Origin of the sequence: Klebsiella sp. G-Nf4, from assembly GCF_002810615.1 — a bacterium.
Taxonomy (GTDB): Bacteria; Pseudomonadota; Gammaproteobacteria; order Enterobacterales; family Enterobacteriaceae; genus Klebsiella; species Klebsiella variicola.
The window spans coordinates 133,352-160,122 of sequence record NZ_PION01000012.1 but is presented as its reverse complement, the minus strand read 5'-3'; the positions used below and the strand labels follow the sequence as shown (position 1 = coordinate 160,122).

22 protein-coding genes and 1 pseudogene are annotated in these 26,771 nt (G+C 57.4%); 15 read left to right on the top strand and 8 right to left on the bottom strand.

The features are described 5' to 3' along the window. The first annotated feature begins 203 nt into the window (after positions 1-203). From yieE to cirA, 3 genes are all read left to right on the top strand, one after another. Positions 204-1,070, top strand: a complete 867-nt coding sequence (yieE, locus tag CWM57_RS22320) for a DNA-binding transcriptional regulator YeiE (protein WP_061153864.1) — start codon at positions 204-206, stop codon at positions 1,068-1,070. Between the two features lie 177 nt (positions 1,071-1,247). Continuing rightward, positions 1,248-2,717 carry an amino acid permease gene (locus tag CWM57_RS22315; RefSeq protein WP_074388038.1) on the top strand — a complete coding sequence of 490 codons (1,470 nt, stop codon included), beginning with the start codon at positions 1,248-1,250 and terminating at the stop codon, positions 2,715-2,717. Between the two features lie 299 nt (positions 2,718-3,016). Continuing rightward, positions 3,017-4,990, top strand: a complete 1,974-nt coding sequence (gene cirA, locus CWM57_RS22310; RefSeq protein ID WP_100676400.1) for a catecholate siderophore receptor CirA — start codon at positions 3,017-3,019, stop codon at positions 4,988-4,990. 70 nt (positions 4,991-5,060) lie between these two features. Here cirA and fghA read toward each other — a convergent pair whose 3' ends face one another. Beyond that, positions 5,061-5,894, bottom strand: coding sequence for an S-formylglutathione hydrolase (gene fghA, locus CWM57_RS22305; RefSeq protein ID WP_074388039.1), 834 nt, complete (start codon positions 5,892-5,894; stop codon positions 5,061-5,063). A gap of 360 nt (positions 5,895-6,254) precedes the next feature. On the opposite strand from fghA, the gene folE reads away from it, so the two are divergent. The 6 genes from folE to mglC all read left to right on the top strand — a co-directional run bounded on the left by folE (position 6,255) and on the right by mglC (position 13,234). After that, a complete protein-coding gene (gene folE / locus CWM57_RS22300) occupies positions 6,255-6,923 on the top strand; it encodes a GTP cyclohydrolase I FolE (RefSeq protein ID WP_023290444.1) in 669 nt (222 codons plus the stop codon). Between the two features lie 15 nt (positions 6,924-6,938). Then, entirely contained in the window at positions 6,939-8,096 is a 1,158-nt protein-coding gene (gene yeiB, locus CWM57_RS22295; protein ID WP_074388040.1) for a DUF418 domain-containing protein YeiB, read from the top strand. 155 nt (positions 8,097-8,251) lie between these two features. Then, positions 8,252-9,274 (top strand): HTH-type transcriptional regulator GalS, encoded by a 1,023-nt coding sequence (gene galS, locus CWM57_RS22290; protein WP_012967553.1) that lies wholly within the window; start codon positions 8,252-8,254, stop codon positions 9,272-9,274. A 296-nt stretch (positions 9,275-9,570) separates the two neighbouring features. Further along, positions 9,571-10,569 carry a galactose/glucose ABC transporter substrate-binding protein MglB gene (gene mglB / locus CWM57_RS22285; RefSeq protein ID WP_074388041.1) on the top strand — a complete coding sequence of 333 codons (999 nt, stop codon included), beginning with the start codon at positions 9,571-9,573 and terminating at the stop codon, positions 10,567-10,569. A 118-nt stretch (positions 10,570-10,687) separates the two neighbouring features. Further along, positions 10,688-12,208 (top strand): galactose/methyl galactoside ABC transporter ATP-binding protein MglA, encoded by a 1,521-nt coding sequence (mglA, locus tag CWM57_RS22280; protein ID WP_074388042.1) that lies wholly within the window; start codon positions 10,688-10,690, stop codon positions 12,206-12,208. Positions 12,209-12,223: 15 nt separating this feature from the next. Next, entirely contained in the window at positions 12,224-13,234 is a 1,011-nt protein-coding gene (gene mglC / locus CWM57_RS22275) for a galactose/methyl galactoside ABC transporter permease MglC (RefSeq protein ID WP_002912871.1), read from the top strand. 69 nt (positions 13,235-13,303) lie between these two features. Here mglC and sanA read toward each other — a convergent pair whose 3' ends face one another. The 5 genes from sanA to CWM57_RS22250 form a co-directional block, all read right to left on the bottom strand. After that, a complete protein-coding gene (sanA, locus tag CWM57_RS22270) occupies positions 13,304-14,020 on the bottom strand; it encodes an outer membrane permeability protein SanA (RefSeq protein WP_004201624.1) in 717 nt (238 codons plus the stop codon). Between the two features lie 36 nt (positions 14,021-14,056). Then, positions 14,057-14,275, bottom strand: coding sequence for a hypothetical protein (locus CWM57_RS22265; RefSeq protein ID WP_074388043.1), 219 nt, complete (start codon positions 14,273-14,275; stop codon positions 14,057-14,059). A gap of 21 nt (positions 14,276-14,296) precedes the next feature. Continuing rightward, the gene (gene cdd / locus CWM57_RS22260; RefSeq protein WP_074388044.1) at positions 14,297-15,181 is read right to left on the bottom strand and encodes a cytidine deaminase; all 885 of its coding nucleotides are present in this window, start codon (positions 15,179-15,181) and stop codon (positions 14,297-14,299) included. A 128-nt stretch (positions 15,182-15,309) separates the two neighbouring features. Then, complete coding sequence (locus CWM57_RS22255) at positions 15,310-16,005, bottom strand: CidB/LrgB family autolysis modulator (protein ID WP_008804035.1); 696 nt, start codon at positions 16,003-16,005, stop codon at positions 15,310-15,312. Then, entirely contained in the window at positions 15,995-16,399 is a 405-nt protein-coding gene (locus CWM57_RS22250; RefSeq protein WP_004201620.1) for a CidA/LrgA family protein, read from the bottom strand. Before CWM57_RS22250 ends, CWM57_RS22255 begins: the two co-directional genes overlap by 11 nt. Before the next feature lie 358 nt (positions 16,400-16,757). Between CWM57_RS22250 and dusC the strand changes: the two genes are divergently transcribed. The 5 genes and pseudogenes from dusC (at position 16,758) to CWM57_RS22225 (ending at position 23,814) form a co-directional block, all read left to right on the top strand. Further along, entirely contained in the window at positions 16,758-17,690 is a 933-nt protein-coding gene (gene dusC / locus CWM57_RS22245) for a tRNA dihydrouridine(16) synthase DusC (RefSeq protein ID WP_100676399.1), read from the top strand. Between the two features lie 356 nt (positions 17,691-18,046). Beyond that, positions 18,047-19,411, top strand: a complete 1,365-nt coding sequence (locus tag CWM57_RS22240) for a carbohydrate porin (protein ID WP_100676398.1) — start codon at positions 18,047-18,049, stop codon at positions 19,409-19,411. A gap of 155 nt (positions 19,412-19,566) precedes the next feature. Then, positions 19,567-20,400, top strand: a complete 834-nt coding sequence (gene bglG, locus CWM57_RS22235) for a transcriptional antiterminator BglG (RefSeq protein WP_100676397.1) — start codon at positions 19,567-19,569, stop codon at positions 20,398-20,400. 29 nt (positions 20,401-20,429) lie between these two features. Further along, a pseudogene (bglF, locus tag CWM57_RS22230) lies at positions 20,430-22,404 on the top strand (PTS beta-glucoside transporter subunit IIABC). A gap of 15 nt (positions 22,405-22,419) precedes the next feature. Beyond that, complete coding sequence (locus CWM57_RS22225) at positions 22,420-23,814, top strand: glycoside hydrolase family 1 protein (RefSeq protein ID WP_074388049.1); 1,395 nt, start codon at positions 22,420-22,422, stop codon at positions 23,812-23,814. 33 nt (positions 23,815-23,847) lie between these two features. On the opposite strand, the gene CWM57_RS22220 is transcribed toward CWM57_RS22225, so the two are convergent. Further along, positions 23,848-24,582 (bottom strand): class I SAM-dependent methyltransferase, encoded by a 735-nt coding sequence (locus CWM57_RS22220; protein WP_074388050.1) that lies wholly within the window; start codon positions 24,580-24,582, stop codon positions 23,848-23,850. A gap of 128 nt (positions 24,583-24,710) precedes the next feature. Here CWM57_RS22220 and mdtQ point away from each other — a divergent pair, with 128 nt between their 5' ends. Next, entirely contained in the window at positions 24,711-26,150 is a 1,440-nt protein-coding gene (gene mdtQ, locus CWM57_RS22215) for a multidrug resistance outer membrane protein MdtQ (RefSeq protein WP_074388051.1), read from the top strand. Positions 26,151-26,182: 32 nt separating this feature from the next. On the opposite strand, the gene CWM57_RS22210 is transcribed toward mdtQ, so the two are convergent. Beyond that, positions 26,183-26,752, bottom strand: coding sequence for a DedA family protein (locus CWM57_RS22210; RefSeq protein WP_100676396.1), 570 nt, complete (start codon positions 26,750-26,752; stop codon positions 26,183-26,185). Positions 26,753-26,771: the final 19 nt, after the last annotated feature.

Genomic DNA, 26,771 nt, shown 5'->3' with positions numbered 1-26,771 from the left:
TTTATAATCAATCGTAATAAGTGGTTAATGGCCGCATCGTCGCTGACAACGGGTCAGGGGCCTGAGGCGGCGGAAGCGGGGCGGTTTCCCCCGGCAAGACGATGATTTTGTGACATAAGCGGATTTTCCTTCCTTCAGCCGCCTCGATTTGTGTCACCATAGTAAGGAAGGTTATTCAGGTTGGATTACTAAACGGGTGGGTTATGCATATTACGCTGCGGCAGCTGGAAGTGTTCGCCGAAGTCCACAAGAGTGGGTCAACCACTCAGGCGTCACAGATGTTGGCGCTTTCGCAATCTGCGGTCAGCGCCGCGCTGACCGATCTGGAAGGGCAGCTCGGCGTGCAGCTGTTTGACCGCGTCGGTAAACGACTGGTGGTGAATGAGCACGGACGGCTGCTGTACCCGCGTGCGCTGGCGCTGCTGGAGCGGGCGCTGGAGATCGAACAGCTGTTTCGCGGCGATAATGGGGCAATCCGGGTCTATGCCAGCAGCACCATCGGCAACTATATTATGCCGGAGATCATTGCCCGCTATCGCCATGACTTCCCGGAGCTGCCGGTTGAGCTGAGCGTGGGTAACAGTCTGGATGTGATCAACGCCGTCGCCGACCTGCGGGTGGATTTCGGTCTGATTGAAGGGCCGTGCCATGCCGCTGATATTATTGCCGAGCCGTGGCTGGAAGATGAGCTGGTGGTGTTTGCCGCGCCTGATTCGCCGCTGCTGGCGGGAGAGGTGACTTTGCAGCAGCTGGCCGAGGCGCCGTGGATCCTGCGCGAGCATGGGTCCGGTACCCGGGAGATTGTCGATTATGTTCTGCTGTCGCATCTGCCGGCGTTTCATATGGGCATGGAGCTGGGCAACTCGGAGGCGATCAAACATGCGGTCCGGCATGGGCTGGGCATCAGCTGTTTATCGCGGCGGGTCATTGCCGAACAACTGGCCTCGGGCACGCTGGCGGAGCTGAAAGTGCCATTGCCCCGGCTGACGCGCACGCTGTGGCGGATCCATCATCGGCAGAAACATATTTCCAAAGCATTACAACGTTTTCTGCATTATTGCCAGGTGTAGCACCCGGTTTTTCCGCCTCATAACGGGCTGAATTCGCTGGCAATTCCGCAGGTTAGTGCTTTACTAATAATTTGCGGGCGATCATGAAGCTCTCTTATAACTTTGCATTTGTACCGGATGGAACCCCGATCGTCTGCTACAATCGCGCCTCATTTTTTGGATGGATAGCATTATCACATGGTTTCGGAAACTAAAACCACAGAAGCGCCCACGCTACGTCGTGAACTCAAGGCGCGCCACTTGACCATGATCGCCATCGGCGGTTCCATCGGTACGGGTCTTTTTGTTGCCTCTGGCGCAACCATTTCGCAAGCAGGTCCCGGCGGGGCGCTGCTGTCGTATATTCTGATCGGTTTGATGGTCTATTTCCTGATGACCAGCCTGGGTGAACTGGCGGCGTTTATGCCGGTGTCCGGTTCCTTTGCCACCTACGGCCAGAATTATGTTGAAGAAGGCTTTGGCTTCGCGCTGGGCTGGAACTATTGGTACAACTGGGCAGTGACGATCGCCGTTGACCTCGTGGCCTCGCAGCTGGTGATGAGCTACTGGTTCCCTGACTCGCCGGGCTGGATCTGGAGCGCCTTGTTCCTTGGCATTATGTTCCTGCTGAACTGGATCTCGGTTCGCGGCTTTGGCGAGGCGGAATACTGGTTCTCGCTGATCAAAGTCGCCACCGTCATTATCTTTATTATTGTCGGCGTGATGATGATTGTCGGCATCTTCAAAGGGTCGCAGCCTACCGGCTGGAGCAACTGGGGGATCGCGGATGCGCCGTTCGCCGGCGGCTTCTCGGCGATGATCGGCGTGGCAATGATTGTCGGCTTCTCCTTCCAGGGCACCGAGCTTATCGGCATCGCGGCCGGTGAGTCTGAGGATCCGGAGAAGAACATCCCGCGCGCGGTGCGCCAGGTCTTCTGGCGTATCCTGCTGTTCTACGTTTTCGCCATTTTGATTATCAGCCTGATCATTCCGTACACCGACCCGAGCCTGCTGCGCAACGACGTGAAGGATATCTCCGTCAGCCCGTTCACGCTGGTCTTCCAGCACGCCGGTCTGCTGTCGGCGGCGGCGATCATGAACGCGGTTATCCTGACCGCCGTTCTGTCGGCCGGTAACTCCGGGATGTACGCTTCCACGCGTATGCTGTACACCCTGGCCTGCGACGGCAAAGCGCCGCGTATTTTCTCGAAGCTGTCGCGTGGCGGCGTGCCGCGCAACGCGCTGTACGCGACCACTGTTATCGCGGCGCTGTGCTTCCTGACGTCCATGTTCGGCAACCAGACGGTGTACCTGTGGCTGCTGAACACCTCCGGGATGACCGGCTTTATCGCCTGGCTGGGGATTGCGATCAGCCACTATCGTTTCCGTCGTGGCTATGTTCTGCAGGGTAACGATATTAATAATCTGCCGTATCGTTCCGGGTTCTTCCCGCTGGGGCCGATCTTCGCCTTCGTGCTGTGCCTGATCATCACCCTCGGGCAGAACTACGAAGCGTTCCTCAAGGACACAATCGACTGGGGCGGCGTGGCGGCGACCTACATCGGTATTCCGCTGTTCCTCGTCATCTGGTTTGGTTACAAGCTGGCGAAAGGCACCCGCTTTGTTCGCTACAGCGAAATGACCTTCCCGGACCGCTTTAAGCGTTAATCTTCGCGATTGTGTGATAAAAGCCCTCTGAAAAGAGGGCTTTTTTTATGTCCGCACGGTTACAGCTTGACACAATTCTTCATAATTATATTGATAATCGTAATCATTATCTTTATCATTTTCGCCCATTACGGATGAAGCCACTCCCCGTCTCTGCCATTGGGTCAGACTGACATTGGGCGACCAGCCACATCGACGAGAAAACAGCGCGAGCATGCCGCCGACAGAGCGACAGGCCGCCAGCGCGTGTGAGCAGCACCTTTTTGTTTGTTTGGTTGTACACCTCATGGAGATTTGGAATGTTCAGGTTAAACCCTTTTATCCGGGCGGGATTGTCTGCGTCCGTCGTATCCTTGGCGTTTCCGGCCCTCGCCGATGTAAATGAAGAAACGCTGGTGGTGACCGCCTCGGCCACTGAACAGAGCGTCAAAGACGCGCCGGCGAGCATCAGCGTCATCACCCAGCAGGATTTACAACGTAAGCCCGTCCAGAACCTGAAAGACGTACTGCGCGATGTCCCTGGGGTCCAGCTCACTAACGAAGGGGATAACCGCAAGGGCGTCAGCATTCGCGGTCTGAGCAGCAGCTATACCCTGATCCTTGTCGACGGGAAACGCGTCAACTCCCGGAACGCCGTCTTCCGCCATAATGACTTCGACCTGAACTGGATCCCGGTGGATGCCATCGAACGTATCGAGGTGGTGCGCGGCCCGATGTCCTCCCTTTACGGCTCCGATGCGCTCGGCGGCGTGGTCAACATTATTACCAAAAAAATCGGCCAGAAATGGACCGGGACGCTGAGTGCCGATACCACCATTCAGGAACACCGCGACCGCGGCGATACCTGGAACGGCCAGTTCTTCACCAGCGGTCCGCTGATCGACGGCGTGCTCGGGATGAAGGCCTACGGCAGCCTGGCAAAACGCGCCAAGGACGATCCGCAGTCTTCCAGCAGCGCCACTGGCGAGACGCCGCGCATTGAGGGCTTCACCAGTCGCGATGGCAATGTTGAATTCGCCTGGACGCCGGGCGAAAACCATGATTTTACGGCGGGCTATGGCTTTGACCGTCAGGATCGTGATTCCGATTCCCTTGACCGCAACCGCCTTGAGCGTGAGAACTACTCCCTGAGCCATAACGGCCGCTGGGATATGGGCAATAGCGAGCTCAAGTTCTACGGCGAAAAGGTGGATAACAAAAATCCGGGACAGAACGGGACCATTACCTCGGAAAGCAATACCATCGACGGCAAATATGTCCTGCCGCTGGACATGATTAACCAGCTGGTAACCTTCGGCGGCGAATGGCGCCACGATAAACTGAAAGATCCGGTCAACCTGAGCAGCGGCAGCCAGTCGACCTCCGCCAGCCAGTATGCCCTGTTTATCGAAGACGAATGGCGCATCATCGAGCCGCTGTCGCTGACCACCGGCATTCGTATGGACGACCACCAGACCTATGGCGATCACTGGAGCCCGCGTGCCTATCTGGTGTATAACGCCACCGATACCGTCACCGTCAAAGGCGGCTGGGCGACGGCGTTTAAAGCCCCGTCGCTGCTGCAGCTTAACCCTGACTGGACCACCAACTCCTGCCGCGGCTCGTGCAGCATCATCGGTAACCCGGATCTGAAACCGGAAACCAGTGAAAGCTTCGAGCTCGGTCTCTACTACCGTGGGGAAGAGGGCTGGCTGGAAGATGTCGAAGGCAGCATCACCACCTTCCAGAATAATGTCGACGATATGATCGATGTTCTGCGCACCTCCAGCGCCAGCGAAGCGCCGGGCTACCCGAACTTTGTCGGCTGGAAAACCGTCAACGGCAAGCGCGTGCCGATCTTCCGCTATTTCAACGTCAACAAAGCCCGCATCAAAGGGGTGGAGACGGAGGTGAAGATCCCGTTTGGCGATGAGTGGAAGCTGACGATGAACTACACCTACAACGATGGCCGCGATCTGAGCAATGGCGGCGACAAACCGCTGCAGACGCTGCCGTTCCATACCGCCAACGGCACGCTTGACTGGAAACCGCTGGACGACTGGTCCTTCTACGTGACGGCCAACTATACCGGCCAGCAGCGCTCGGTGAGCGCCACCGGGAAAACGCCGGGCGGCTACACCCTGTTTGACGTTGGCGCGGCATGGCAGGTGACCAAAAACGTGAAACTGCGCTCCGGGGTGCAGAACGTGGGTGATAAAGATCTGAGCCGGGACGACTACAGCTACACCGAAGAGGGCCGTCGCTACTTTATGGCGGTGGATTATCGCTTCTGATCATCGGCACTAAAACGTGGCCTGCGGGCCTGAGCATGCGCCGCGAAGCTGCTTCGCGGCGCATTGGCGTTTAGCCAAAGAGATGCTGCGCATGGAAGCGCAGATGGTCTTCAATAAACGAGGCAATGAAGTAATAGCTGTGGTCGTAGCCAGGCTGGATACGCAGCGTTAACGGCCAGGCCTTCTGGCGGGCGGTTTCCGCCAGTACGGCCGGCTGTAATTGCCCGGCGAGGAACGGATCGTTATCGCCCTGGTCGATCAGCGTCGGCACGGTGTCAGCCGGCTGGCTGGCCTGCATCAGCGCACAGCTGTCCCACGACTGCCATGTCGATTCATCCGCGCCCAGATAGGCGGTAAACGCTTTCTTGCCCCACGGCACCTGGCTGGGATTGACGATCGGCGCGAAGGCGGAGACGCTGGCGTAGCGGCCCGGATTTTTGAGCGCCATCACCAGCGCGCCGTGACCGCCCATCGAGTGGCCGCTGATGGCGCAGCGTTCGCCGACGCTAAACTCGCTACGGATCAGCGCGGGCAGTTCATCGCGCAGATAATCATACATTCGATAGTGCGCCGCCCACGGCGCCTCGGTGGCATTCAGGTAGAAGCCGGCGCCTTGCCCCAGATCGTATCCGTCATCGTTGGCGACCTCATCACCGCGCGGGCTGGTATCCGGCATCACCAGCGCGATGCCCAGCTCAGCGGCAATGCGCTGGGCGCCCGCCTTGGTAGTAAAGTTTTCGTCGTTACAGGTCAGCCCGGACAGCCAGTACAGTACCGGCGGCGGCGTTTCGCGCTCAGGCGGTAAAAAAATGCTGAACGTCATGGCGCAGTTCAGGACAGGGGAGTGATGACGCCAGCGTTGTTGCCGACCGTCAAAACAGCGATGCTCTTCAAGCAGTTCCATGCAAGGCTCCTCGAAAGGGGGGTGCGCGTAAACGTTCATAATACAGATATTTCATTAGCCGGTGAGTAACTTTCACTTTCTCCTTTTGAGAACTTACTGCATCATTAATGCAACTTATAGCCAACATGCCGGTGTAGCGATGGCGCTTATGGATGCGTACAGCGGTTAGATCATTCCGGATTCGGCGATAAGGATTTGGCGCTGCGCCTGAGGCGCGGCTCCAGGCCCTAATAAAAGGCAGCGCCAATTTCAATAATTATCGTTACGGCTACTGGATTCTGTGCGCCACCTCACGCACAATGAATACAAACTTTGCCCCCAGAAAAAGCAAAGAGCGCCACACCTGCAGGAGAAACCCAAATGTCATCACTGAGTAAAGAAGCCGTCCTCGTTCATGAAGCGCTGGTCGCTCGTGGGCTGGAGACGCCGATGCGTGCGCCAGTACAAGAAATTGATAACGAAACACGCAAGCGTTTGATTACCGGTCATATGACCGAGATTATGCAACTGCTGAATCTGGATCTGAGTGATGACAGTCTGATGGAGACCCCGCATCGCATCGCCAAAATGTATGTCGATGAGATCTTCTCCGGGCTGGATTACTCCCGCTTCCCAAAAATCACCGTCATTGAAAACAAAATGAAGGTTGATGAAATGGTTACCGTGCGCGATATCACCCTGACCAGCACCTGCGAACACCATTTCGTCACCATCGATGGTAAAGCGACAGTAGCCTATATCCCGAAAGATTCGGTTATCGGCCTGTCGAAAATCAACCGCATCGTGCAGTTCTTCGCCCAGCGTCCGCAGGTCCAGGAGCGTCTGACCCAGCAGATCCTGATTGCGCTGCAGACGCTGCTCGGCACCAGCAACGTGGCGGTATCCATTGACGCGGTGCATTACTGCGTGAAAGCGCGCGGCATCCGCGACGCGACCAGCGCAACCACCACCACCTCTCTCGGCGGCCTGTTCAAATCCAGCCAGAATACCCGCCAGGAATTCCTGCGCGCAGTACGTCACCACAACTAAAACGGAGCAGGGTACATGGAGAGAAATGTCACGCTGGACTTTGTCCGCGGCGTCGCCATCCTCGGTATCCTGCTTCTCAATATCAGCGCCTTCGGCTTGCCGAAGGCCGCTTACCTCAATCCCGCCTGGTCTGGAAGCGCGTCCCTCAGCGATACCTGGACGTGGGCACTCCTCGACTTGCTGGCGCAGGTGAAGTTTCTCACCCTGTTCGCGTTGCTGTTTGGCGCCGGTCTGCAGCTGCTGCTCCCGCGAGGGAAGCGCTGGATCCAGTCGCGGCTGACGCTGCTGGCGCTGCTCGGTTTCATTCACGGTCTTTTTTTCTGGGATGGCGACATTCTGCTGGCCTACGCCCTGGTGGGGCTGGTGAGCTGGCGCATGGTGCGTGAGGCGCACCATGTCAAATCGCTGTTCAATACCGGGGTGGTGCTCTACCTCATCGGCATTGCGGTGCTGGTCCTGCTGGGGATGATCTCCGGGACGGCGGCGAATCGCTCCTGGGTGCCGGACGCAGCGAACCTGCAATATGAGCAGTACTGGAAGCTGCACGGAGGCATGGAGGCAGTCAGCAACCGGGCGGATATGCTATCGGACAATCTGCTGGCACTGGGCGCCCAGTATGGCTGGCAGCTGGCGGGGATGATGCTGATGGGCGCAGCGCTGATGCGCAGCGGCTGGCTCAAAGGGCAGTTCAGCCTGCGTCACTACCGGCGCACGGGGGTGCTGCTGGTGGTGGCCGGGATGGCGGTGAATCTGCCGGCAATATTCGCCCAGTGGTATCTGGCCTGGGACTATCGCTGGTGCGCGTTTTTGCTGCAGGCGCCGCGCGAACTGAGCGCCCCCCTGCAGGCTATCGGCTATGCCTCGCTGGCCTGGGGTTACTGGCCGCAGCTGTGCCGTTTCCGCCTGGTGGGCGCTATCGCCTGCGTTGGACGCATGGCGCTGACCAACTACCTGCTGCAGACCCTGATCTGCACCACCCTGTTTTATCATCTCGGGCTGTTTATGCGCTTCGATCGTCTGCAGCTGCTGGCCTTTGTTCCCCCCATCTGGGCTGTTAACCTCCTCGTCTCATCGCTGTGGCTGCGCCGCTTCCGCCAGGGGCCGGTGGAATGGCTGTGGCGTCAGTTAACCCTGCGTGCGTCAGGCACATCATTGAAAGACACATCCAGATAACGATCTCGATCACAATCATTAACAAAACGGATGTAAACGTTTCCAGCCGTGTGACTTCACTCACGTAGCGGACCGCGGGTCGCTGCCAGAATAGCCTCCTTGCTGAGCACAGGAGGTGAATGTGACGTGCTGTAATTCTCTTAAGGTCGCAGAGTATGATCACCATTCGTGATGTCGCCCGCCAGGCGGGCGTATCCGTGGCCACCGTGTCGCGGGTGCTGAACAACAGCGCGCTGGTGAGTCCGGATACGCGCGACGCCGTGATGAAAGCGGTGACCCAACTGGGCTACCGGCCCAACGCCAACGCCCAGGCGCTGGCCACCCAGGTGAGCGATACCATCGGCGTGGTGGTGATGGACGTCTCCGACGCCTTCTTCGGCGCGCTGGTGAAAGCGGTGGATACCGTCGCCCAGCAGCATCAGAAGTATGTGCTGATCGGCAACAGCTATCACGAGGCAGAAAAAGAGCGCCACGCCATCGAGGTGCTGATCCGCCAGCGCTGCTCGGCGCTGATCGTCCATTCGAAAGCGCTCAGCGATGATGAACTGAGCGACTTTATGCAACATATCCCGGGGATGGTGCTGATCAACCGCATCGTGCCGGGCTTTGCCCATCGCTGCGTCGGGCTCGACAACGTCAGCGGCGCGCTGATGGCCACCCGCATGCTGCTCAATCACGGCCACCAGCGCATCGGCTACCTCTCCTCGAATCACGGCATTGAAGATGACGATATGCGCCGGGAAGGGTGGAGCAAAGCGCTGCAGGAGCAGGGCATCATCGCCCCGGATAGCTGGGTCGGTTCTGGCTCCCCGGATATGCAGGGCGGCGAAGCGGCGATGGTCGAACTGCTGGGGCGTAATCTCGGTCTCACCGCAGTGTTTGCCTATAACGACAGCATGGCGGCCGGCGCGCTGACGACGCTGAAGGACAACGGCATTGTCGTGCCGCAGCATCTGTCGCTGATTGGCTTTGATGATATTCCTATTTCCCGTTACACCGATCCTCAGCTCACCACCGTGCGCTATCCGGTGATGTCGATGGCGAAACTGGCCACCGAGTTGGCGCTGCTGGGGGCGGCCGGCAAGCTGGATCGCGAGGCAACGCACTGCTTTATGCCGACGCTGGTGCGCCGTCATTCCGTTGCCCAGCGGCAAACTGTGGGGCCGATCACTAACTGAAGCGGTGATGGGATGTAACCGCTTTCAATTTGTGAGTAAATTCACAGTATATTAACATTCGCCTGATTATGATGGCAGCGTTTACCAGTCTGAACCACGAGGTGATGGGTTATCCTCACTTTTTTAAGTAGGAACAAGGCGTTAAACGAGTTTTAGAGTCGTATTTTTCTGGAGCGTTACCCGACACGGAAGACCGAATTTTCGTCGTGAAATGCGTTGTGCGGTAACACTAATGCAACAAATCCCGCCCGCACTTTTTCACAATAATGACCCTGCATAATAAAACCGGAGATTCCATGAATAAGAAGGTGTTTACCCTGTCTGCTGTAATGGCTGGTCTGTTATTTGGCGCCGCAGCACACGCAGCAGATACCCGTATCGGCGTGACGATTTATAAATATGACGACAACTTTATGTCGGTGGTGCGTAAGGCGATTGAAAAAGATGGCAAATCCGCGCCTGACGTCCAGTTGCTGATGAATGATTCGCAGAACGACCAGTCGAAACAAAACGATCAGATTGACGTGCTGTTGGCGAAAGGCGTGAAGGCGTTGGCGATTAACCTGGTTGACCCGGCGGCAGCGGGAACGGTGATCGAAAAAGCGCGCGGGCAGAATATTCCGGTGGTGTTCTTCAACAAAGAGCCTTCCCGCAAAGCACTGGATAGTTACGACAAAGCTTATTACGTCGGTACCGATTCGAAAGAGTCCGGGATTATTCAGGGCGATCTGATCGCCAAGCACTGGAAAGCCAACCCGAACTGGGATCTGAACAAAGATGGCCAGATTCAGTTCGTCCTGTTGAAAGGCGAGCCGGGCCATCCGGATGCGGAAGCGCGTACCACCTACGTTATCAAAGAGCTGAATGATAAAGGTCTGAAGACCCAACAGCTGCAGCTGGATACCGCCATGTGGGATACCGCTCAGGCGAAAGACAAAATGGACGCCTGGCTCTCCGGCCCGAATGCGAACAAGATTGAAGTGGTGATCGCCAATAACGATGCCATGGCGATGGGTGCGGTTGAAGCGCTGAAAGCGCACAACAAGAGCAGCATTCCGGTATTCGGCGTCGATGCCCTGCCAGAAGCGCTGGCGCTGGTGAAATCCGGTGCGATGGCCGGTACCGTGCTGAACGATGCCAACAACCAGGCGAAAGCAACCTTCGATCTGGCGAAAAATCTTGCAGCAGGTAAAGAAGCCGCGGCGGGCACCAACTGGAAAATTGACAACAAAATTGTTCGCGTACCTTACGTGGGCGTCGATAAAGACAACCTGAGCCAGTTTACCGGCAAATAATCGTGATGTGAGTTGCGGGCGTGGTTCATCCACGCCCGATTATTCCTGATACAGAACCAGACTCCTGCTGGCGTTATTGCGCCGGACGGGGCGTGCATGAACGCAGCCAGGTATAACTATGGTCAGCAATAATAGCGAACGGTCAGGCGAGTATTTGTTGGAGATGACCAACATCAACAAATCGTTTCCTGGCGTCAAGGCTCTTGATAATGTCAACCTGAAGGTTCGTCCGCACTCCATTCATGCGTTAATGGGTGAGAACGGCGCCGGCAAATCGACATTATTAAAATGCCTTTTTGGGATCTATCAAAAAGATTCCGGTAGCATTCTTTTTCAGGGAAAAGAGATCGATTTCCATTCGGCGAAAGAAGCCCTGGAAAACGGTATATCGATGGTGCATCAGGAATTAAACCTGGTATTACAGCGTTCGGTCATGGATAACATGTGGCTTGGGCGTTATCCCACTAAAGGCATGTTCGTCGATCAGGAGAGAATGTACCGGGATACCAAGGCGATTTTTGATGAACTGGATATTGATATCGACCCGCGCGCCCGCGTCGGCACCTTATCGGTATCCCAGATGCAGATGATTGAGATCGCCAAGGCGTTTTCCTATGACGCTAAAATCGTCATCATGGATGAGCCCACGTCATCGCTGACGGAAAAAGAGGTCAACCATCTGTTTAAGATCATCCGCAAGCTGAAAGATCGCGGCTGCGGTATCGTCTATATCTCGCACAAGATGGAAGAAATTTTCCAGCTGTGCGATGAAATTACCATCCTGCGCGACGGCCAGTGGATTGCCACCCAGCCGCTGGAAGGATTGGATATGGACAAGATCATCGCCATGATGGTCGGGCGCTCGCTCAATCAGCGTTTCCCGGATCGCGAAAACACCCCAGGCGAAGTGATCCTCGAGGTGCGCAATCTGACGTCGCTGCGCCAGCCGTCCATTCGTGATATTTCCTTCGACCTGCATAAAGGCGAAATTCTCGGTATCGCCGGCCTGGTGGGCGCTAAACGCACCGATATCGTGGAGACGCTGTTCGGGATCCGTGAGAAGGCCAGCGGCACCATCACCCTGCACGGTAAGAAGATCAACAACCACAGCGCCAATGAGGCGATTAACCACGGTTTTGCGCTGGTGACCGAGGAGCGCCGGTCCACCGGGATTTACGCCTATCTGGATATCGGTTTTAACTCGCTGATTTCCAATATTAAGAAATATAAAAACAGCCTCGGCTTGCTGGATAACTCGCGAATGAAGAGCGACACCCAGTGGGTTATTGACTCGATGCGCGTTAAAACCCCCGGCCAGCATACGCAGATCGGTTCGCTTTCCGGTGGTAACCAGCAAAAGGTCATTATAGGCCGCTGGCTGCTGACCCAGCCGGAGATCCTGATGCTGGATGAGCCGACGCGCGGTATCGACGTCGGCGCCAAATTCGAGATCTACCAGCTGATTGCCGAGCTGGCTAAAAGAGACAAAGGGATCATTATTATTTCTTCCGAAATGCCGGAACTGCTGGGGATTACCGACCGCATTCTGGTGATGAGCAATGGCCTTGTCGCGGGCATTGTTGAGACTAAAACCACCACGCAAAACGAGATACTGCGTCTTGCGTCATTGCACCTTTAAGATCAGGGGCTTCACATGAGTGCGTTAAATAAAAAGAGTTTTCTCACTTACCTGAAAGAGGGTGGGATATATGTCGTCCTTCTGGTCCTGTTGGCCATTATTATTTTCCAGGATCCGACATTTTTAAGTCTGCTCAACCTGAGTAATATTCTGACCCAGTCCTCGGTGCGTATTATTATTGCCCTGGGCGTGGCCGGACTTATCGTCACGCAGGGGACCGACCTCTCCGCCGGACGTCAGGTGGGACTGGCCGCGGTCATTGCCGCCACCATGCTGCAGGCGGTGGATAATGCCAACAAGGTGTTCCCGGATATGGCGACCATGCCGATCCCGTTGGTGATCCTGCTGGTGTGCGCCATCGGGGCGGTCATCGGCCTGATTAACGGGATTGTCATCGCCTACCTGAACGTGACGCCGTTTATTACCACCCTCGGCACCATGATCATCGTGTACGGTATTAACTCGCTGTACTACGACTTTGTGGGCGCGTCGCCGATCTCCGGTTTTGACAGCCACTTCTCCCATTTCGCCCAGGGGTTTGTGGCGCTGGGCTCGTTCCGCTTGTCCTACATTACCTTCTACGCGCTGATTGCCGTCTTCTTTGTCTGGATCCTGTGGAACAAGACGCGTTTTGGTAAAAACATCTTCGCTATCGGCGGTAACCCGGAAGCGGCGAAAGTCTCCGGGGTTAACGTAGCGTTGAACCTGCTGATGATCTATGCCCTCTCCGGCGTGTTCTACGCCTTCGGCGGCCTGCTGGAAGCCGGGCGTATCGGCTCGGCGACCAATAACCTCGGCTTTATGTATGAACTGGACGCCATTGCCGCCTGCGTGGTGGGCGGCGTATCGTTCAGCGGCGGGGTAGGGACAGTGTTTGGCGTGGTGACCGGGGTGATTATCTTTACCGTCATCAACTACGGCCTGACCTATATCGGCGTCAACCCTTACTGGCAGTACATCATTAAGGGGGCGATTATTATCTTCGCCGTGGCGCTGGACTCCCTGAAATACGCCCGTAAGAAATAAGATTGAACGCATAAAAAACCCGCGCCTGGCGCGGGTTTTTTATATCTGAAACGAATGCGTTGATGGAGGCTACTTTTCTTTCTGCAGCTCCAGCAGCTGCTCCGGAGTGACTGCCGGGTAGGACTGGGCGTCATCCGGTACGTCATGCTGTTGAGCCGGAATCGGGATGAGAGGGCCGAGAAAGCGCGGTTCCCGTTTGAAGATATAGAGGTCCGCCAGCGCGCCAAAACGGGCGCCGAACTCGCGCAGCCTTACGCTCCACATATCCTTCGGCGATGGCACCGCGTAGCACTGGGCCTGGATCCCCATATGCAGGGCGATAAACAGCGCCCGTTCGCAGTGGAAGCGCTGGGTGATGATAATGAAGTCGTTGGTGTCGAACACTTTACGGGTGCGGACAATCGAGTCGAGCGTACGGAAGCCGGCATAGTCCAGCACGATATCGGCGGGATCGACGCCGCCTTTAATCAGGTCCCGACGCATGGTCATCGGTTCATTGTAGCTTTGCAGAGCATTATCGCCGCTCAGCAGCAGATAGTTGACCTTGCCGCTGTTGTAGGCGTTCAGCGCACCCTGGATGCGGTAGCGGTAATACTGATTGATGACGCCAGTGCGGTAATATTTGGCGGTGCCCAGCACCACGCCGACCTGACGATAGGGCAGGTCCTGCAGCTCATCATAGATATAGGGCGCGGTTTTCCAGCTCATCCAGCGGTCAAGGCCCAGCACGGTCAACAGCAGCAGGCCGAGCAGGACTAACAGGCTGTAGAACACACGCTTTAACATGAACTTGGCTCAATAATAGACAACGGAGTCTTCAGGCTACTTTACCCGCCGGGTAAGCGCAAGAAACCCGCGTTTGATTGCGGGGATTTTCAGCAATATAGACAGATCGCCGAACGCAGGTCGGGTAAGGCGTGAGCCGACACCCGACATAGAGAGCTTCAGCTCGCCATGGCGCGAACCGTAGGTCGGGTAAGCGTAGCGCCACCCGACAACATCACGGTATAGCAGGTCGGCCGGATAAGGCGAAACCGTCATCCGGCAATCTGCTCAGGCTGATCAACCTAACAGCACCCGCTCGATATTCTGGCAGCCCAGCGCCTTCAGGGTGGCGACGGTGGCATCCCATTGGATCAGCGCCGCGTCGGCTTTCTCCGCCAGGATTGCCCGCTGGATATCGGGATAATCATAGCCATTGAGGCTCAGGAGATTCAGCGCCCCCTGCAACGGCGGCAGCGTCGGATTGAACGCCGCGTTTTCCGCATAGCTGCCGCTGAAAATGGTGCCGTCTTTCAGCTCCAGCGCCACGCCGGAAGGCGAGTGGCTGTAGGGCGCATGGCAGCGGTTGGCGGCCTGAATGGCTGCCTGGGTCAGGGCATCGCCGCTCACCGGGAAGCCATGGTCCTGTTCATCCATCAGCAGGGTTTTGATCTCCAGGTCTTTCGGACCAAAGGCGTCCGGCAGATAGTGCTCCAGGGCATGCGCTTCGCGGCCCGGCAGATGAATGCGCAGCGCCAGTCCGCTGTTCAGTTCGTTCATAAACTGACGGCAATGGCCGCACGGCGTGTAGTTCACCGTAATAGCGCGCAGGGAGGTCTCGCCGCGCAGCCAGGCGTGGCTGATGGCGCTCTGTTCCGCGTGAACGGTCTGCTGCATGGTCGCGCCGAGAAATTCCATATTGCCGCCAAAGTACCAGCGGCCGCTGACGCCGCGGGCGATAGCCCCGACGTTAAAATGAGAAAGGTCGGCGCGCGCGCAGGCGGCAGCAAGCGGCAGTAGCGCAAAGGCCAGCGCGTCTTCGTCCAGACCTGTCGCCTGCTGCAGCGTCGCCACCTGATCGGCTTCGAGCAGCGCCGGGAAGTGCGGGTCGGCGAGCATCGGGGCGATGGCTGCCTGCAGGTCTGCTGCCAGAGTCGTCAAAGCAGCTTGAAAACGTGAGTGCATAGCGTTGCCTCATAACAATGTAATGGGAAGCCAGTGTACGGGCGTCCCGCGGTCTCATATGTGATGAATATCTCATTGTTTATGCAACTTTGATTTGTTGCATTAAAAAATGTGACTTAAATCACAATTCATCCCACCACCGCGAGGATCAGCGGAAATAAGAACGGCGCCATCAACGAGGTGATGATCCCGCACAGCACCAGCGCCAGCGAGCTAAACGCCCCTTCCTGATAGTCCAGTTCCGCACAGCGGGCGGTGCCGAGGGCGTGCGAGGCGGTACCCATTGACAGGCCGCGTGATGCTTTGGTGCGAATGCGCATCAGGTTAAGCAGCGTATGGCCGAATACCGCGCCGAGGATGCCGACAAAAATCACGCACACGGCGCTGATGGCCGGAATGCCGCCGATGCTGCCGCTGACCGCCATGGCAATCGGCGTAGTGACTGACTTAGGCAGAATAGAGGCGGCGATTTGCGGCGTGGCGCCCATCAGCAGGGCGACGGTAGTACCGGTGATCATCGCCACGCAGCTGCCGATAAAGCAGATGGTGATGATTGATTTCCAGCGCGCGCGGATCTGATGCAGTTGCTCATACAGTGGAAAGGCCAGCGCGACCACCGCCGGCTGCAGCAGATCGTTCAGGACTTTGCTGCCGGCAAAATAACGCTCATAGGAGATCCCGGTCAGCAGCAGAAACGGAATTATGACTACCATCGCCACCAGTAGCGGGTTGAGCAGCGGGAACTTAAAGCGGGCCGCCAGCCTGCGGGCGAGAAAAAAGACGATCAGGGTTAGCGGCAGCGACCACCAGATTTCATGCATCATTTTTCTTTTCCTTTTGCCCAATCACTTTACGTTCGCCATGCACCAGGTGAGAGCTCCAGCTCACCACCACGAATACCACCAGGGTGCTGATAGCGCAGGAGATAACCACAGGCCCCAGCTGGGCGCGTAGCAGATCCCAGTACTGCATCACGCCGACGCCGATGGGCACGAACAGCAGCGCCATATAGCGGATCAGGATATTGCAGCCAGGATTGACCCACTGCGGCGGCATAATTTGCAGCGCCAGCAGCACGAAGAGGATCAGCATGCCGATGATGCTGCCGGGGATAGTGATGGGCAGCAGCCCGGCGATAAAAATTCCGGCGTATAAGCAGGCGTAAATCAGGACGAAGGCCCGCAGGTACTGCCAGATAATAGTCAGCGATTTACTCATGGTAATAACCCTTGATGAAGTGCATTCATCATACAATTAATCCCTAAAATGTGCTACCGATCACATCATGAATTCTACGCATAGCGCTGATAGCGTACGGGAACAATAGCCTCTCCTGGCAGGACCCGACAGCTTGCAGCTTAGGGTATATCGGGCCCCACGCTACCTTTTTGAACGAGGCGCGGCAAATAAAGGCGGCATGAGACGCCGCAGACTCCTGTAAAGCATAGAGATTATCTCATCGCTTTGCCGCATTCGCCGAACGGGGAACGGCGTACGGCGGGCCGGACGCATTGAGCGCTTTCCACCAGTGTCCGGAGGCGCTACCATAGCGCCTCTTTTTTTTCCGGGTAACGATATGCGTGTTCTACTGGCGCCGATGGAAGGCGTGCTCGATTCGCTGGTGCGCGAGCTGCTGACCGAGGTTAACGATTACGATCTGTGCATCACCGAATTTCTGCGCGTGGTGGATCAACTGCTGCCGGTAAAATCGTTCTACAGGCTGTGCCCGGAACTGCATCACCAGAGTCGCACGCCGTCCGGCACCCGCGTGCGCGTCCAGCTGCTGGGACAATATCCCGAGTGGCTGGCGGAAAACGCCGCCCGCGCGGTGGCGCTGGGGTCGTGGGGTGTGGATTTAAACTGCGGCTGTCCGTCTAAGCTGGTGAACGGCAGCGGCGGCGGGGCGACGCTGCTGAAAGATCCGGAGCTGATCTATCGCGGTGCGAAAGCCATGCGCGAAGCGGTTCCCGATCATCTGCCGGTGACCGTCAAGGTGCGACTCGGCTGGGACAGCGGCGAACGGCGCTTCGAAATCGCCGATGCGGTGCAGCAGGCCGGGGCCAGCGAGCTGGTGGTTCACGGCCGCACCAAAGAAGATGGCTACAAAGCCGAACGCATCAACTGGCAGGCGATCGGCGAGATCCGCCAGCGCCTGACTATCCCGGTGGTCGCCAACGGTGAAATCTGGGACTGGCAAAGCGCCCAGGACTGCATGGCCGTCACCGGCTGCGATTCGGTGATGATTGGCCGCGGGGCACTCAACGTGCCGAACCTCAGCCGGGTGATCAAATACAATGAACAACGGATGCCGTGGCCGCAGGTGATCCAGCTGTTGCAAAAATATACCCGCCTGGAAAAGCAGGGCGACACCGGTCTGTATCATGTGGCGAGAATTAAGCAGTGGTTAGGCTATTTACGCAAGGAATATAGCGAGGCGCTGACCCTGTTTAATGAAATTCGTGCCCTGCAAACCTCTGCTGAAATAGCGACGGCCATTGCCCGCTATTAAACGCCATACTGTTATTTGCTTCACATATTATTACTTGCCTGCCTATTGCTGGTAGGCATGAGTTGAATAAAGTGATAATGTGCGGTCAATCAATTCAGGATTGCTACTGAACCCAGGCAAAACCTAAGCACTTTCGTCATTCGTGGCGGAAAGTGCTTAGGTTTTTTTTTGGCAAAAATTTAATGGTGAAAAAATGATGATGTAAAACAATGAATTGTAATTAACGCTTTCTCTGGCATCGTCGCGGTTTTATTACCGGCGGACGCCCCTTGCCATTCATTTTTTAAAAAAGAAAACAGGTAAATAAATAGCCTGGGGATCCCCTTTGTTTTTATTCAGTCACGGTGGATATCACAATGCATAACAAAAAAATAAATCAGCTTTTGATCGGCGCAGCGCTGGCGGCAATGGTGCCTGCCGTGAGCGCCGCGGAAACTCCGGCGTGGAACGGCAGCGTGCTGGGGTTCGAAGCCGGGCAGCAGGGGCTGCTGGGCGATATGCTGGGCATTCGTCCGATCCTCGAAGAGAACGGCTTTCATTATAATCTCGGGTATCTTAACGAGATGGCATACAACGCCGGCGGCGGTTATGACCATGATAAACACCTGGCCTATATTGACCAGGTGGCGCTGACCTTTACCCAGGATCTGGAGCGCTGGACCGGCATACCGGACGCGCGTCTCGAAGGCAACATCGTCAACCGTAACCACGATGATAACCTCACCACGAAACGGCTGCAGGATCCGCGGGTGAGTTTCAACGATCTGTCGCAGGAGAGCTGGGGAGGCGGGTCGATCACCCGCCTCGGCTGGCTGACCTTTGCCCGCAGCTTTGACGACCGTCGCCTGACCTGGCGCATCGGCATGATGAACAAGGTGCAAACCTTCGACCAGATCATACCCTGCGATTTTCAACTGCTGACCCAGTGCGGTGGTAAATCGGCCAACTCGCTGACCTGGAATAACTGGAACATCCACACCTGGGGCACCACCCTGGAGTACAAGCTGACGCCGACGGTCACCCTGAAAGGCGGGGTGATGGAGCAAAACCCGCAGGCTACCGCGCGCAGCCACGCCTGGAGTTGGTCGACGAAGGGCAGCAAAGGCATTTTACTGCCGATGGAGATCGAAACCTGTCCGCTGATTAATGGCCTGCCGGGAGCCTATAACCTGGGTGTGGTCTGGACTAATGCACCGCAAACCGATCTCTACAGCGGCAAATCCGGCGGCGCCGGGGCGACCGATCCGCAAGGCTACGCCGAGCACGACAGCACCTGGTTTATGTACGCCGGCCTGAACCAGCAGATCACTCGCCACGCCGACGACCCGCTGCGGGGGATGAGCGTCTCGCTGAGCGGCAGCCTCAGCGACCAGCGCAGCAACTATATCCACTCCGCCGTCGCCGCCTCAATGCGCTACCGCGGGCTGTTTGACGCCCGCCCGGAGGACTGGATTGGCTTTGGTCTGACGTGGATCGACATGAGCAGCCACTACGCACGCAACCAGCGCTATATGAACCAGATCAGCGGGGCCACCGACTATAACGATCCGGCTTACCAGCCGGTGGCCGGTCATTCACTGAACGGCGAGCTCTATTATCGCTTCCGCCCGGTTTCCTGGCTGGAGCTGCAGCCGGGCCTGCAGTACTGGCACCGTCCGGGCGGCGTCGCGCAGACCCAGGATGCGTGGGTGGTGGAGTGGAAAACGGTGGTGACTTTCTGATAGTCGCGATCTTAATCACGTTTTTTCACTTGTCAGGTTGAGCGCGCAGCAGAAGTTGTTACAGTGCGGGTGTTGGATTGCAACTGCTGCGGCAGGCAAAACCTGATCACCTGGCGTTTCGTCGGGGGTCAGGTTTTTTTGTTTCTGGGGTCTATATGCAAATCGCCAAAGTACTCAATAACAATGTGGTGGTGGTTCTCGACGAGCACCGGCGCGAACAGGTGGTGATGGGGCGAGGGCTGGCCTTTCAGAAACGCCCGGGCGACGTGCTGGACGACAGTAAAATTGAAAAAGTCTTCGCCTTACAGAGCGATGAACTGGTAGGCCGCTTAGGTGAGTTACTCAGTCAGATACCGTTAGAAGTGATGACCACCTGCGATCGCATTATCGAACTGGCACACGGGCGGCTGGGCAAGCTACAGGAAAGCTTGTACATCACATTAACGGATCACTGTCATTTTGCTATCGAGCGGCAGAAAAAGGGCATCGCACTGCGTAACGTGCTGCTGTGGGAGATTAAGCGGCTGTATCCGAAGGAGTTCGCGCTGGGCCAGGAGGCAAGGGCCATTATTGCCAAAAGGCTTGGCGTGGAGCTGGCGGAGGATGAAGCCGGATTTATCGCCCTGCATCTGGTGACGGCGCAGCTCAACAGCGAAATGCCGGAGGTCATGCACGTGACCCGGGTGATGCAGGAGATCCTGCAACTGGTGAAGTATCAGCTGCAGCTGAATTACGACGAGGAGTCGCTGAGCTATCAGCGTTTCGTTACCCATCTGAAATTTTTCGCCCAGCGGATGCTGACGCGCACGGTGGTGGAAGATGACGATGTCTCGCTGCACAGCGCGGTGAAAGATAACTACGCCAAAGCGTGGAAGTGTGCGGAAACGGTGGCGACGCATCTGCAAAAGCAGTACCAGCGGTCGCTGACCACCGAAGAGATTATGTTTCTTGCCATTCATATCGAACGGGTAAGAAAAGAGGGGCGTTAATACCCCCAACAAAACTGGATTGTTACTGCATGATGCAGGCAAAACCTGAGCGCGACGCCTACCGGCGTGGTTCTCGGGTTTTTTTATTTTTTACTACTCAGTCGCCGGTTGTCTGCGGGCAGCGGCAGTAAGGAAAAGAGCATGGAATATAAAGCACTCGCGCAGGATATTCTCAACCGCGTCGGCGGCAAAGAGAACATTGTGAGTCTGGTTCACTGTGCGACACGTCTGCGTTTTAAACTGAAAGATAACGGCAAAGCCGATGCCGAAGGGCTGAAGGCCAATCCGGGCGTCATTATGGTGGTGGAGAGCGGTGGCCAGTTTCAGGTGGTGATTGGCAACCATGTCCATGATGTCTGGCAGACGGTGCGCCAGGAGGCGGGGTTGAGCGATGACAGCGAGCCGGTTGCCGAGGAGAAAACGGCAAAAGGCTCGGTGTTAAGCGAGCTTATCGACATCATCTCCGGCATCTTTACGCCGTTTATCGGCGTGATGGCGGCGACCGGTCTGCTGAAAGGCCTGCTGGCGCTGGCGGTGACCTGCGGCTGGCTCACGCCAGAGCAGGGGACCTATAAAATCTGGTTTGCCGCCAGCGACGCGCTGTTCTTTTTCTTCCCGCTGTTTCTTGGCTATACCGCCGGGAAGAAGTTTGGCGGTAACCCGTTTATCTCGATGGTGATTGGCGGGGCGTTAACCCACCCGCTGATGATCCAGGCCTTTGAGGCCAGCCAGGCGCCGGGCGCGGCGGTGGAACACTTTCTCGGCATTCCGGTGACCTTTATCAACTACAGCTCGTCAGTGATCCCGATTATTCTCGCCTCGTGGGTCTGCTGCTGGCTGGAGCGTAAGAGCAACGCGCTGCTGCCGTCATCGATGAAAAACTTCTTCACCCCGGCGATCTGCCTGGCGGTGGTGGTCCCGCTTACCTTTCTGGTGATTGGCCCGGTCGCCACCTGGCTGAGTCACCTGCTGGCCAACGGCTACCAGTTTATCTACGCGTTTGCGCCATGGCTGGCGGGCGCGGTACTGGGCGCCATGTGGCAGGTGTGCGTTATTTTCGGCCTGCACTGGGGGCTGGTGCCGTTGATGATCAATAACATGACGGTGCTCGGCCATGACTCCATGCTGCCGATTATCCTTCCGGCGGTGATTGCCCAGGTGGGTGCGGTTCTGGGAATTTTGCTGGCCACCCGCGATGCGCGCCAGCGGGTGCTGGCGGGGTCGGCCTTCTCTGCCGGGCTGTTTGGCATCACCGAGCCGGCTATCTATGGCCTGACCCTGCCGCTGCGTCGTCCGTTTATCTTCGGCTGTATCGCCGGCGCCATCGGCGGGGCGATCACCGCCTACAGTAATAGCCATGCTTACTCGTTCGGTGTGCCGAATATCTTTTTCCCGGCGCAGATGATCCCGCCTGGCGGCATTGACGCCAGCGTCTGGGGGGGGCTTATCGGCACCGGCGTGGCTTTCGTGCTCGCCTGCTTGCTGACCTTCTTCGCTGGCCTGCCGCGTGCCAGCGCCGCACAGGGCGCCGTGGCGGTAGCCCCGGCCTCGGCAAACGACATTCTGGCGCCGATGAGCGGCAGCGTTATCGACCTCGATCAAGTGCCGGACAGCACCTTCGCCAGCGGCTTACTCGGTAAAGGGGTTGCCATTATCCCGGCGGTGGGCAAAGTGATTGCGCCATTCTCGGGCGAAGTGGCCTCCCTGTTTCAGACTAAACATGCCATTGGCCTGCAGAGCGACAGCGGCATTGAGCTGCTGATCCACGTCGGCATCGACACGGTCAAACTCGACGGCGTGCCGTTTACCGCGCATGTCAAAGAAGGTGACAGGGTGCAGGCCGGCGATCTGCTGATTGAGTTTGATCGTCAGGCGATTCTGGATGCCGGTTACGACCTGGCGACCCCGATTATTATCAGCAACAGCGACGACTACCGGGAGATTGATACGGTGGCGTCCAGCGCCGTCGAAGCCGGTCAGCCGCTGTTGTCAGTCAGCCATTAATCACAGGAGAGAGAGATGAAAACATTCCCGGCGGATTTTTTATGGGGCGGCGCGACCGCGGCGAATCAGGTGGAAGGGGCTTATCTTGAAGAGGGCAAAGGCTTATCCACCTCCGATGTGCAGCCGCATGGTGTGTTCGGTGAGGTGGTCGAGCGCGTACCCGGCGACAGCGGTATTAAGGATGTGGCGATCGATTTTTACCATCGCTACCCGGAAGATATCGCTCTGTTCGCCGAGATGGGCTTTAACTGCCTGCGGGTGTCCATCGCCTGGACCCGCATCTACCCCAACGGCGATGACGCCGAGCCCAACGACGCCGGCCTCGCGTTCTACGACAAGCTGTTCGACGAGATGGCGAAGCACAACATCACCCCGCTGGTGACGCTGTCGCATTATGAAATGCCGTGGGCGCTGGTGAAAAACTACGGCGGCTGGGGCAGCCGGGAGGTGATTGGCTTCTTTGAGCGCTACGCCCGCACGGTGTTTAGCCGCTATAAAAATAAGGTCAAACTGTGGCTGACCTTTAACGAAATCAATATGTCGCTGCATGCCCCGATGACCGGCGTCGGCCTGCCGGCTGGCAGCAGCAAAGGCGAGGTGTATCAGGCGATTCACCACCAGCTGGTGGCCAGCGCCCTGGCGGTTAAAGCCTGTCACGAGCTGGTGCCTGAGGGCAAAATCGGCAATATGCTGCTCGGCGGGCTGATGTATCCCCTGAGCTGCAAACCGGAAGATGTGTTTGAGACGCTGCAGGAGAACCGCAGCTGGCAGTTCTTCGGCGACGTGCAGGCGCGCGGCGCGTACCCGGGCTATATGCTGCGCTTTTTCCGCGACAACGGCATCACGCTCACCATCACCGATGCCGATCGCGAGGCGCTGAAAACCACTGTCGACTTTATCTCCTTTAGCTACTACATGACCGGCTGCGTCACCGCCGACGAGGCGCTGAACCAGCAGGCGCGCGGCAATATTCTCAGTATGGTGCCGAACCCGCACCTGGCGAGCTCGGAGTGGGGCTGGCAGATAGACCCGTTGGGTCTGCGCACGCTGTTGAACGTGCTGTGGGATCGCTATCAGAAGCCGCTGTTTATCGTGGAAAACGGTCTGGGCGCCAAAGATAAGGTGGAAGCCGATGGCAGCATTAACGATGACTACCGCATCAGTTACCTGAACGACCATCTGGTGCAGGCGCGGGAAGCCATTGACGATGGCGTTGAGCTGATGGGCTTTACCAGCTGGGGGCCGATTGATCTGGTGAGCGCCTCGAAGGCGGAGCTGTCGAAGCGCTACGGCTTTATCTATGTCGACCGCCATGATGACGGTACCGGCACCCTGGCGCGCAGTAAGAAGAAGAGTTTTAACTGGTATAAAGAGGTGATTGCCAGCCGTGGCGCCAGCCTGAAAGCGTAAAGGATGCCCGCCCGGCCATCGCCGGGCGGGGGATTAGCCCGGTTTACGCGCGCGCAGTAAAAAGATCATCGGACGCTCTTTCTCTTCATCCAGGGCGGGCTGTTGGGCAATCTGTTCGGCGCTCGGCCCCCACTCATCCAGCTGCTCCAGCACAAAACCCGCGGCGATAAGCGCGTTTATCCAGCTTGAGAGTTTGCGGTGCTGTTTAATGACGCCCTCCGCAAACCAGTTGCTGACCCGCTCGCCCTCCTGCTGATAGTGACTGACCGGCCAGCTTTTTTTCCCCTGCTCATTCACCTGCCATGCCTGTTGCAGCGGCGCGGTATAGATGGGGTGTTCGGCGGAAAAGACCAGGATGCCGCCCGGGACCAGCGCCTGATGCAGCGTGGCGAAGAGCGGGGCGATGTCCGGTAAGTAATGCAGCGCCAGCGAACTGTAGACCAGATCGCAGCTGTTGGCGGGCAGCGTCAGGGTTTGCAGATCGGCGCAGCGGTAGTCAATCTCATCCCCGCGGGTCATTTCCCGCGCCTGCGCCAGCATCCGCTGGGAGATATCGAAACCGGTTATCTGGCTGGCTCCCTGCTGCTGCGCCCAGCGGCAAAACCAGCCGTAGCCGCAGCCGAGATCCACCACCCGCAAACCGGTTATCGGCGGCAGCATCGCCTGCAGGGAAGGCCACTCCGGTGCGCCATCCAACCCCTTCACCGAGCGATCGAGGGTCGCATAGCCGGCAAAGAAGTGCGGATCGTCATAAATATTCTGGCTCATATTCATCCCTTGAATTGATAAGGTTGTTTATTTTTAGCTAACTAATAATTTAGTCACACGCTTTACTAAACGCGTTTAATTCAATTAACTTATGATAACCAACCTGATTAAGTTATCTGACCTGTCTAATGAAATTGATATTAAATAAAAGCGTGCTGGCGGCATTGCCCCTGGCCATCGCGCTGGCTGGCTGCGCGCCATCACATGAGATTGCTCATCCGCCGCAGCAGCAAATTCCGGCGTCCCATGTTTCCATGGATCTCCCTGCTGCCGTGAAAAATGGCTGGCCGCAGACCGACTGGTGGAAAGACTACCACGATGCCCAACTGGATAATCTGATTCAGCGCGCACTCGCTAATGCGCCGGATATGCAAATTGCCGAACAGCGCATCAGGCTTGCCGAAGCGCAGGCGCGAATGTCGCAGGCGAATCTTGGCCCGGAGATGGATTTCTCCGCCGATATCGAACGGCAGAAAATGTCCGCTGAAGGCCTGATGGGGCCGTTCGCCACCGACACCGACGGCAACACCGGCCCGTGGTACACCAACGGCACCTTCGGCCTGACCGCCGGCTGGGATCTGGACCTGTGGGGCAAAAACCGCGCACTGGTAAAAGCCCGTATCGGCGAGCTGAAAGCTCAGGTGGCAGAGCAGGCCCAGACCCGCGAGCTGCTCTCCGGCAGCGTGGCGCGTCTGTACTGGCAGTGGCAGACGGAAGCGGCGATTAAAGCCGTGCTGCAGCAGGTGAAGAGTGAGCAAAATAATATCGTGACGGTCGACAAGGCGCTGTTGCAGCGCGGGATCACCAACTCCGCCGAAGGGGCGGAGAATGATATTAACGTCAGCAAAACCGACCAGCAGCTGGCGGACGTCGCGGGTACAATGAAAGAGATTGAAGCGCGTCTGATGGCCCTGACCAACAGCCAGAGTCAGTCGCTGAACCTCAAACCGGTCAGTCTGCCGACCGTCAGCGCGCAGCTGCCTGACACCCTCGGCTATGAGCTACTGGCGCGCCGCCCGGATCTGCAGGTCGCTCACTGGTACATTGAGGCGTCGCTGAGCGAAGTGGACGCGGCGAAAGCGGCGTTTTATCCGGACATCAATCTGATGGCGTTCCTGCAGCAGGATGCCCTGCACTTAAGCGATCTTTTCCGTCACTCGGCGCAGCAGATGGGCGTCACCGCCGGGCTGACGCTGCCGATCTTTGACAGCGGCCGCCTCAATGCCAATCTGGATATCGCCAGCGCGCAGAACAGCCTGTCGATAGCGCAGTACAACAAAGCGGTGGTGGATGCCGTCAACCAGGTGGCGAAAACCGCCAGCCAGGTCGAGACGCTGATGGCCAAAAGCCAGCAGCAGCAGCAGGTTGAAAAAGACGCCCAGCGGGTGGTGAACCTGGCGCAGGCCCGAATGGCGGCGGGGATCTTACCCGGCTCCAGAGTCAGTATGGCGAAGCTCCCGGCGCTGCAGGAGCGCATTACCGCATTGCGCCTGCACGGCCAGTGGATTGACGCCAGCATTCAGCTGACTTCTGCTCTCGGCGGCGGCTATCACCAGAGCGTGAAATAACCGGCGCAACGGCGCGCCTGCGGGTGCGCCGCTTAGTCTTTCTTCTTTCTTTCTCGCCGCCTGAGCCACCAGTGGGCGGCGACCACCAGTCCCACCGCGAGGATCAGCCAGATCCAGTGTTTCAGATGCGCGTCCAGATGATGCAGCCACGGGCCGATCACTTCGCCACCGAGATAGCCAATGGTGGTAAACAGCAGCGCCCATACCAGCGCCCCGAGGACATTGAGCGGCAGGAAAACCCGTGGCGACAGGCGGCTGGCGCCGATCAGCAGGGGGCCGATAACCCGGAAGCCGTACATAAAGCGGGTGCCGATGACAAACAGCCACGGCCGGTGCTGGATCATGCGCTGCGCTTTACGTATTCGCGCCTTCTGGCTGGCGAAACGGCGCAGAATGCGCCCGCCGAAGCGGCGGCCGAGCAGATAGAGCAGCTGATCGCCAATCATTCCGCCGAGAGCGACGGTGATCACCACCAGGGGAAACTTCAGTAACCCCTGATGCGCTGCGACGCCGCCCAACAGGGTAATGGTCTCACCTTCCGCTATGCTGCCGACGATCAGCGCCGCGTAGCCATACTGGGAAATCAGGTGATTAATATCCATAAAAAGCTTATCTCCTTAC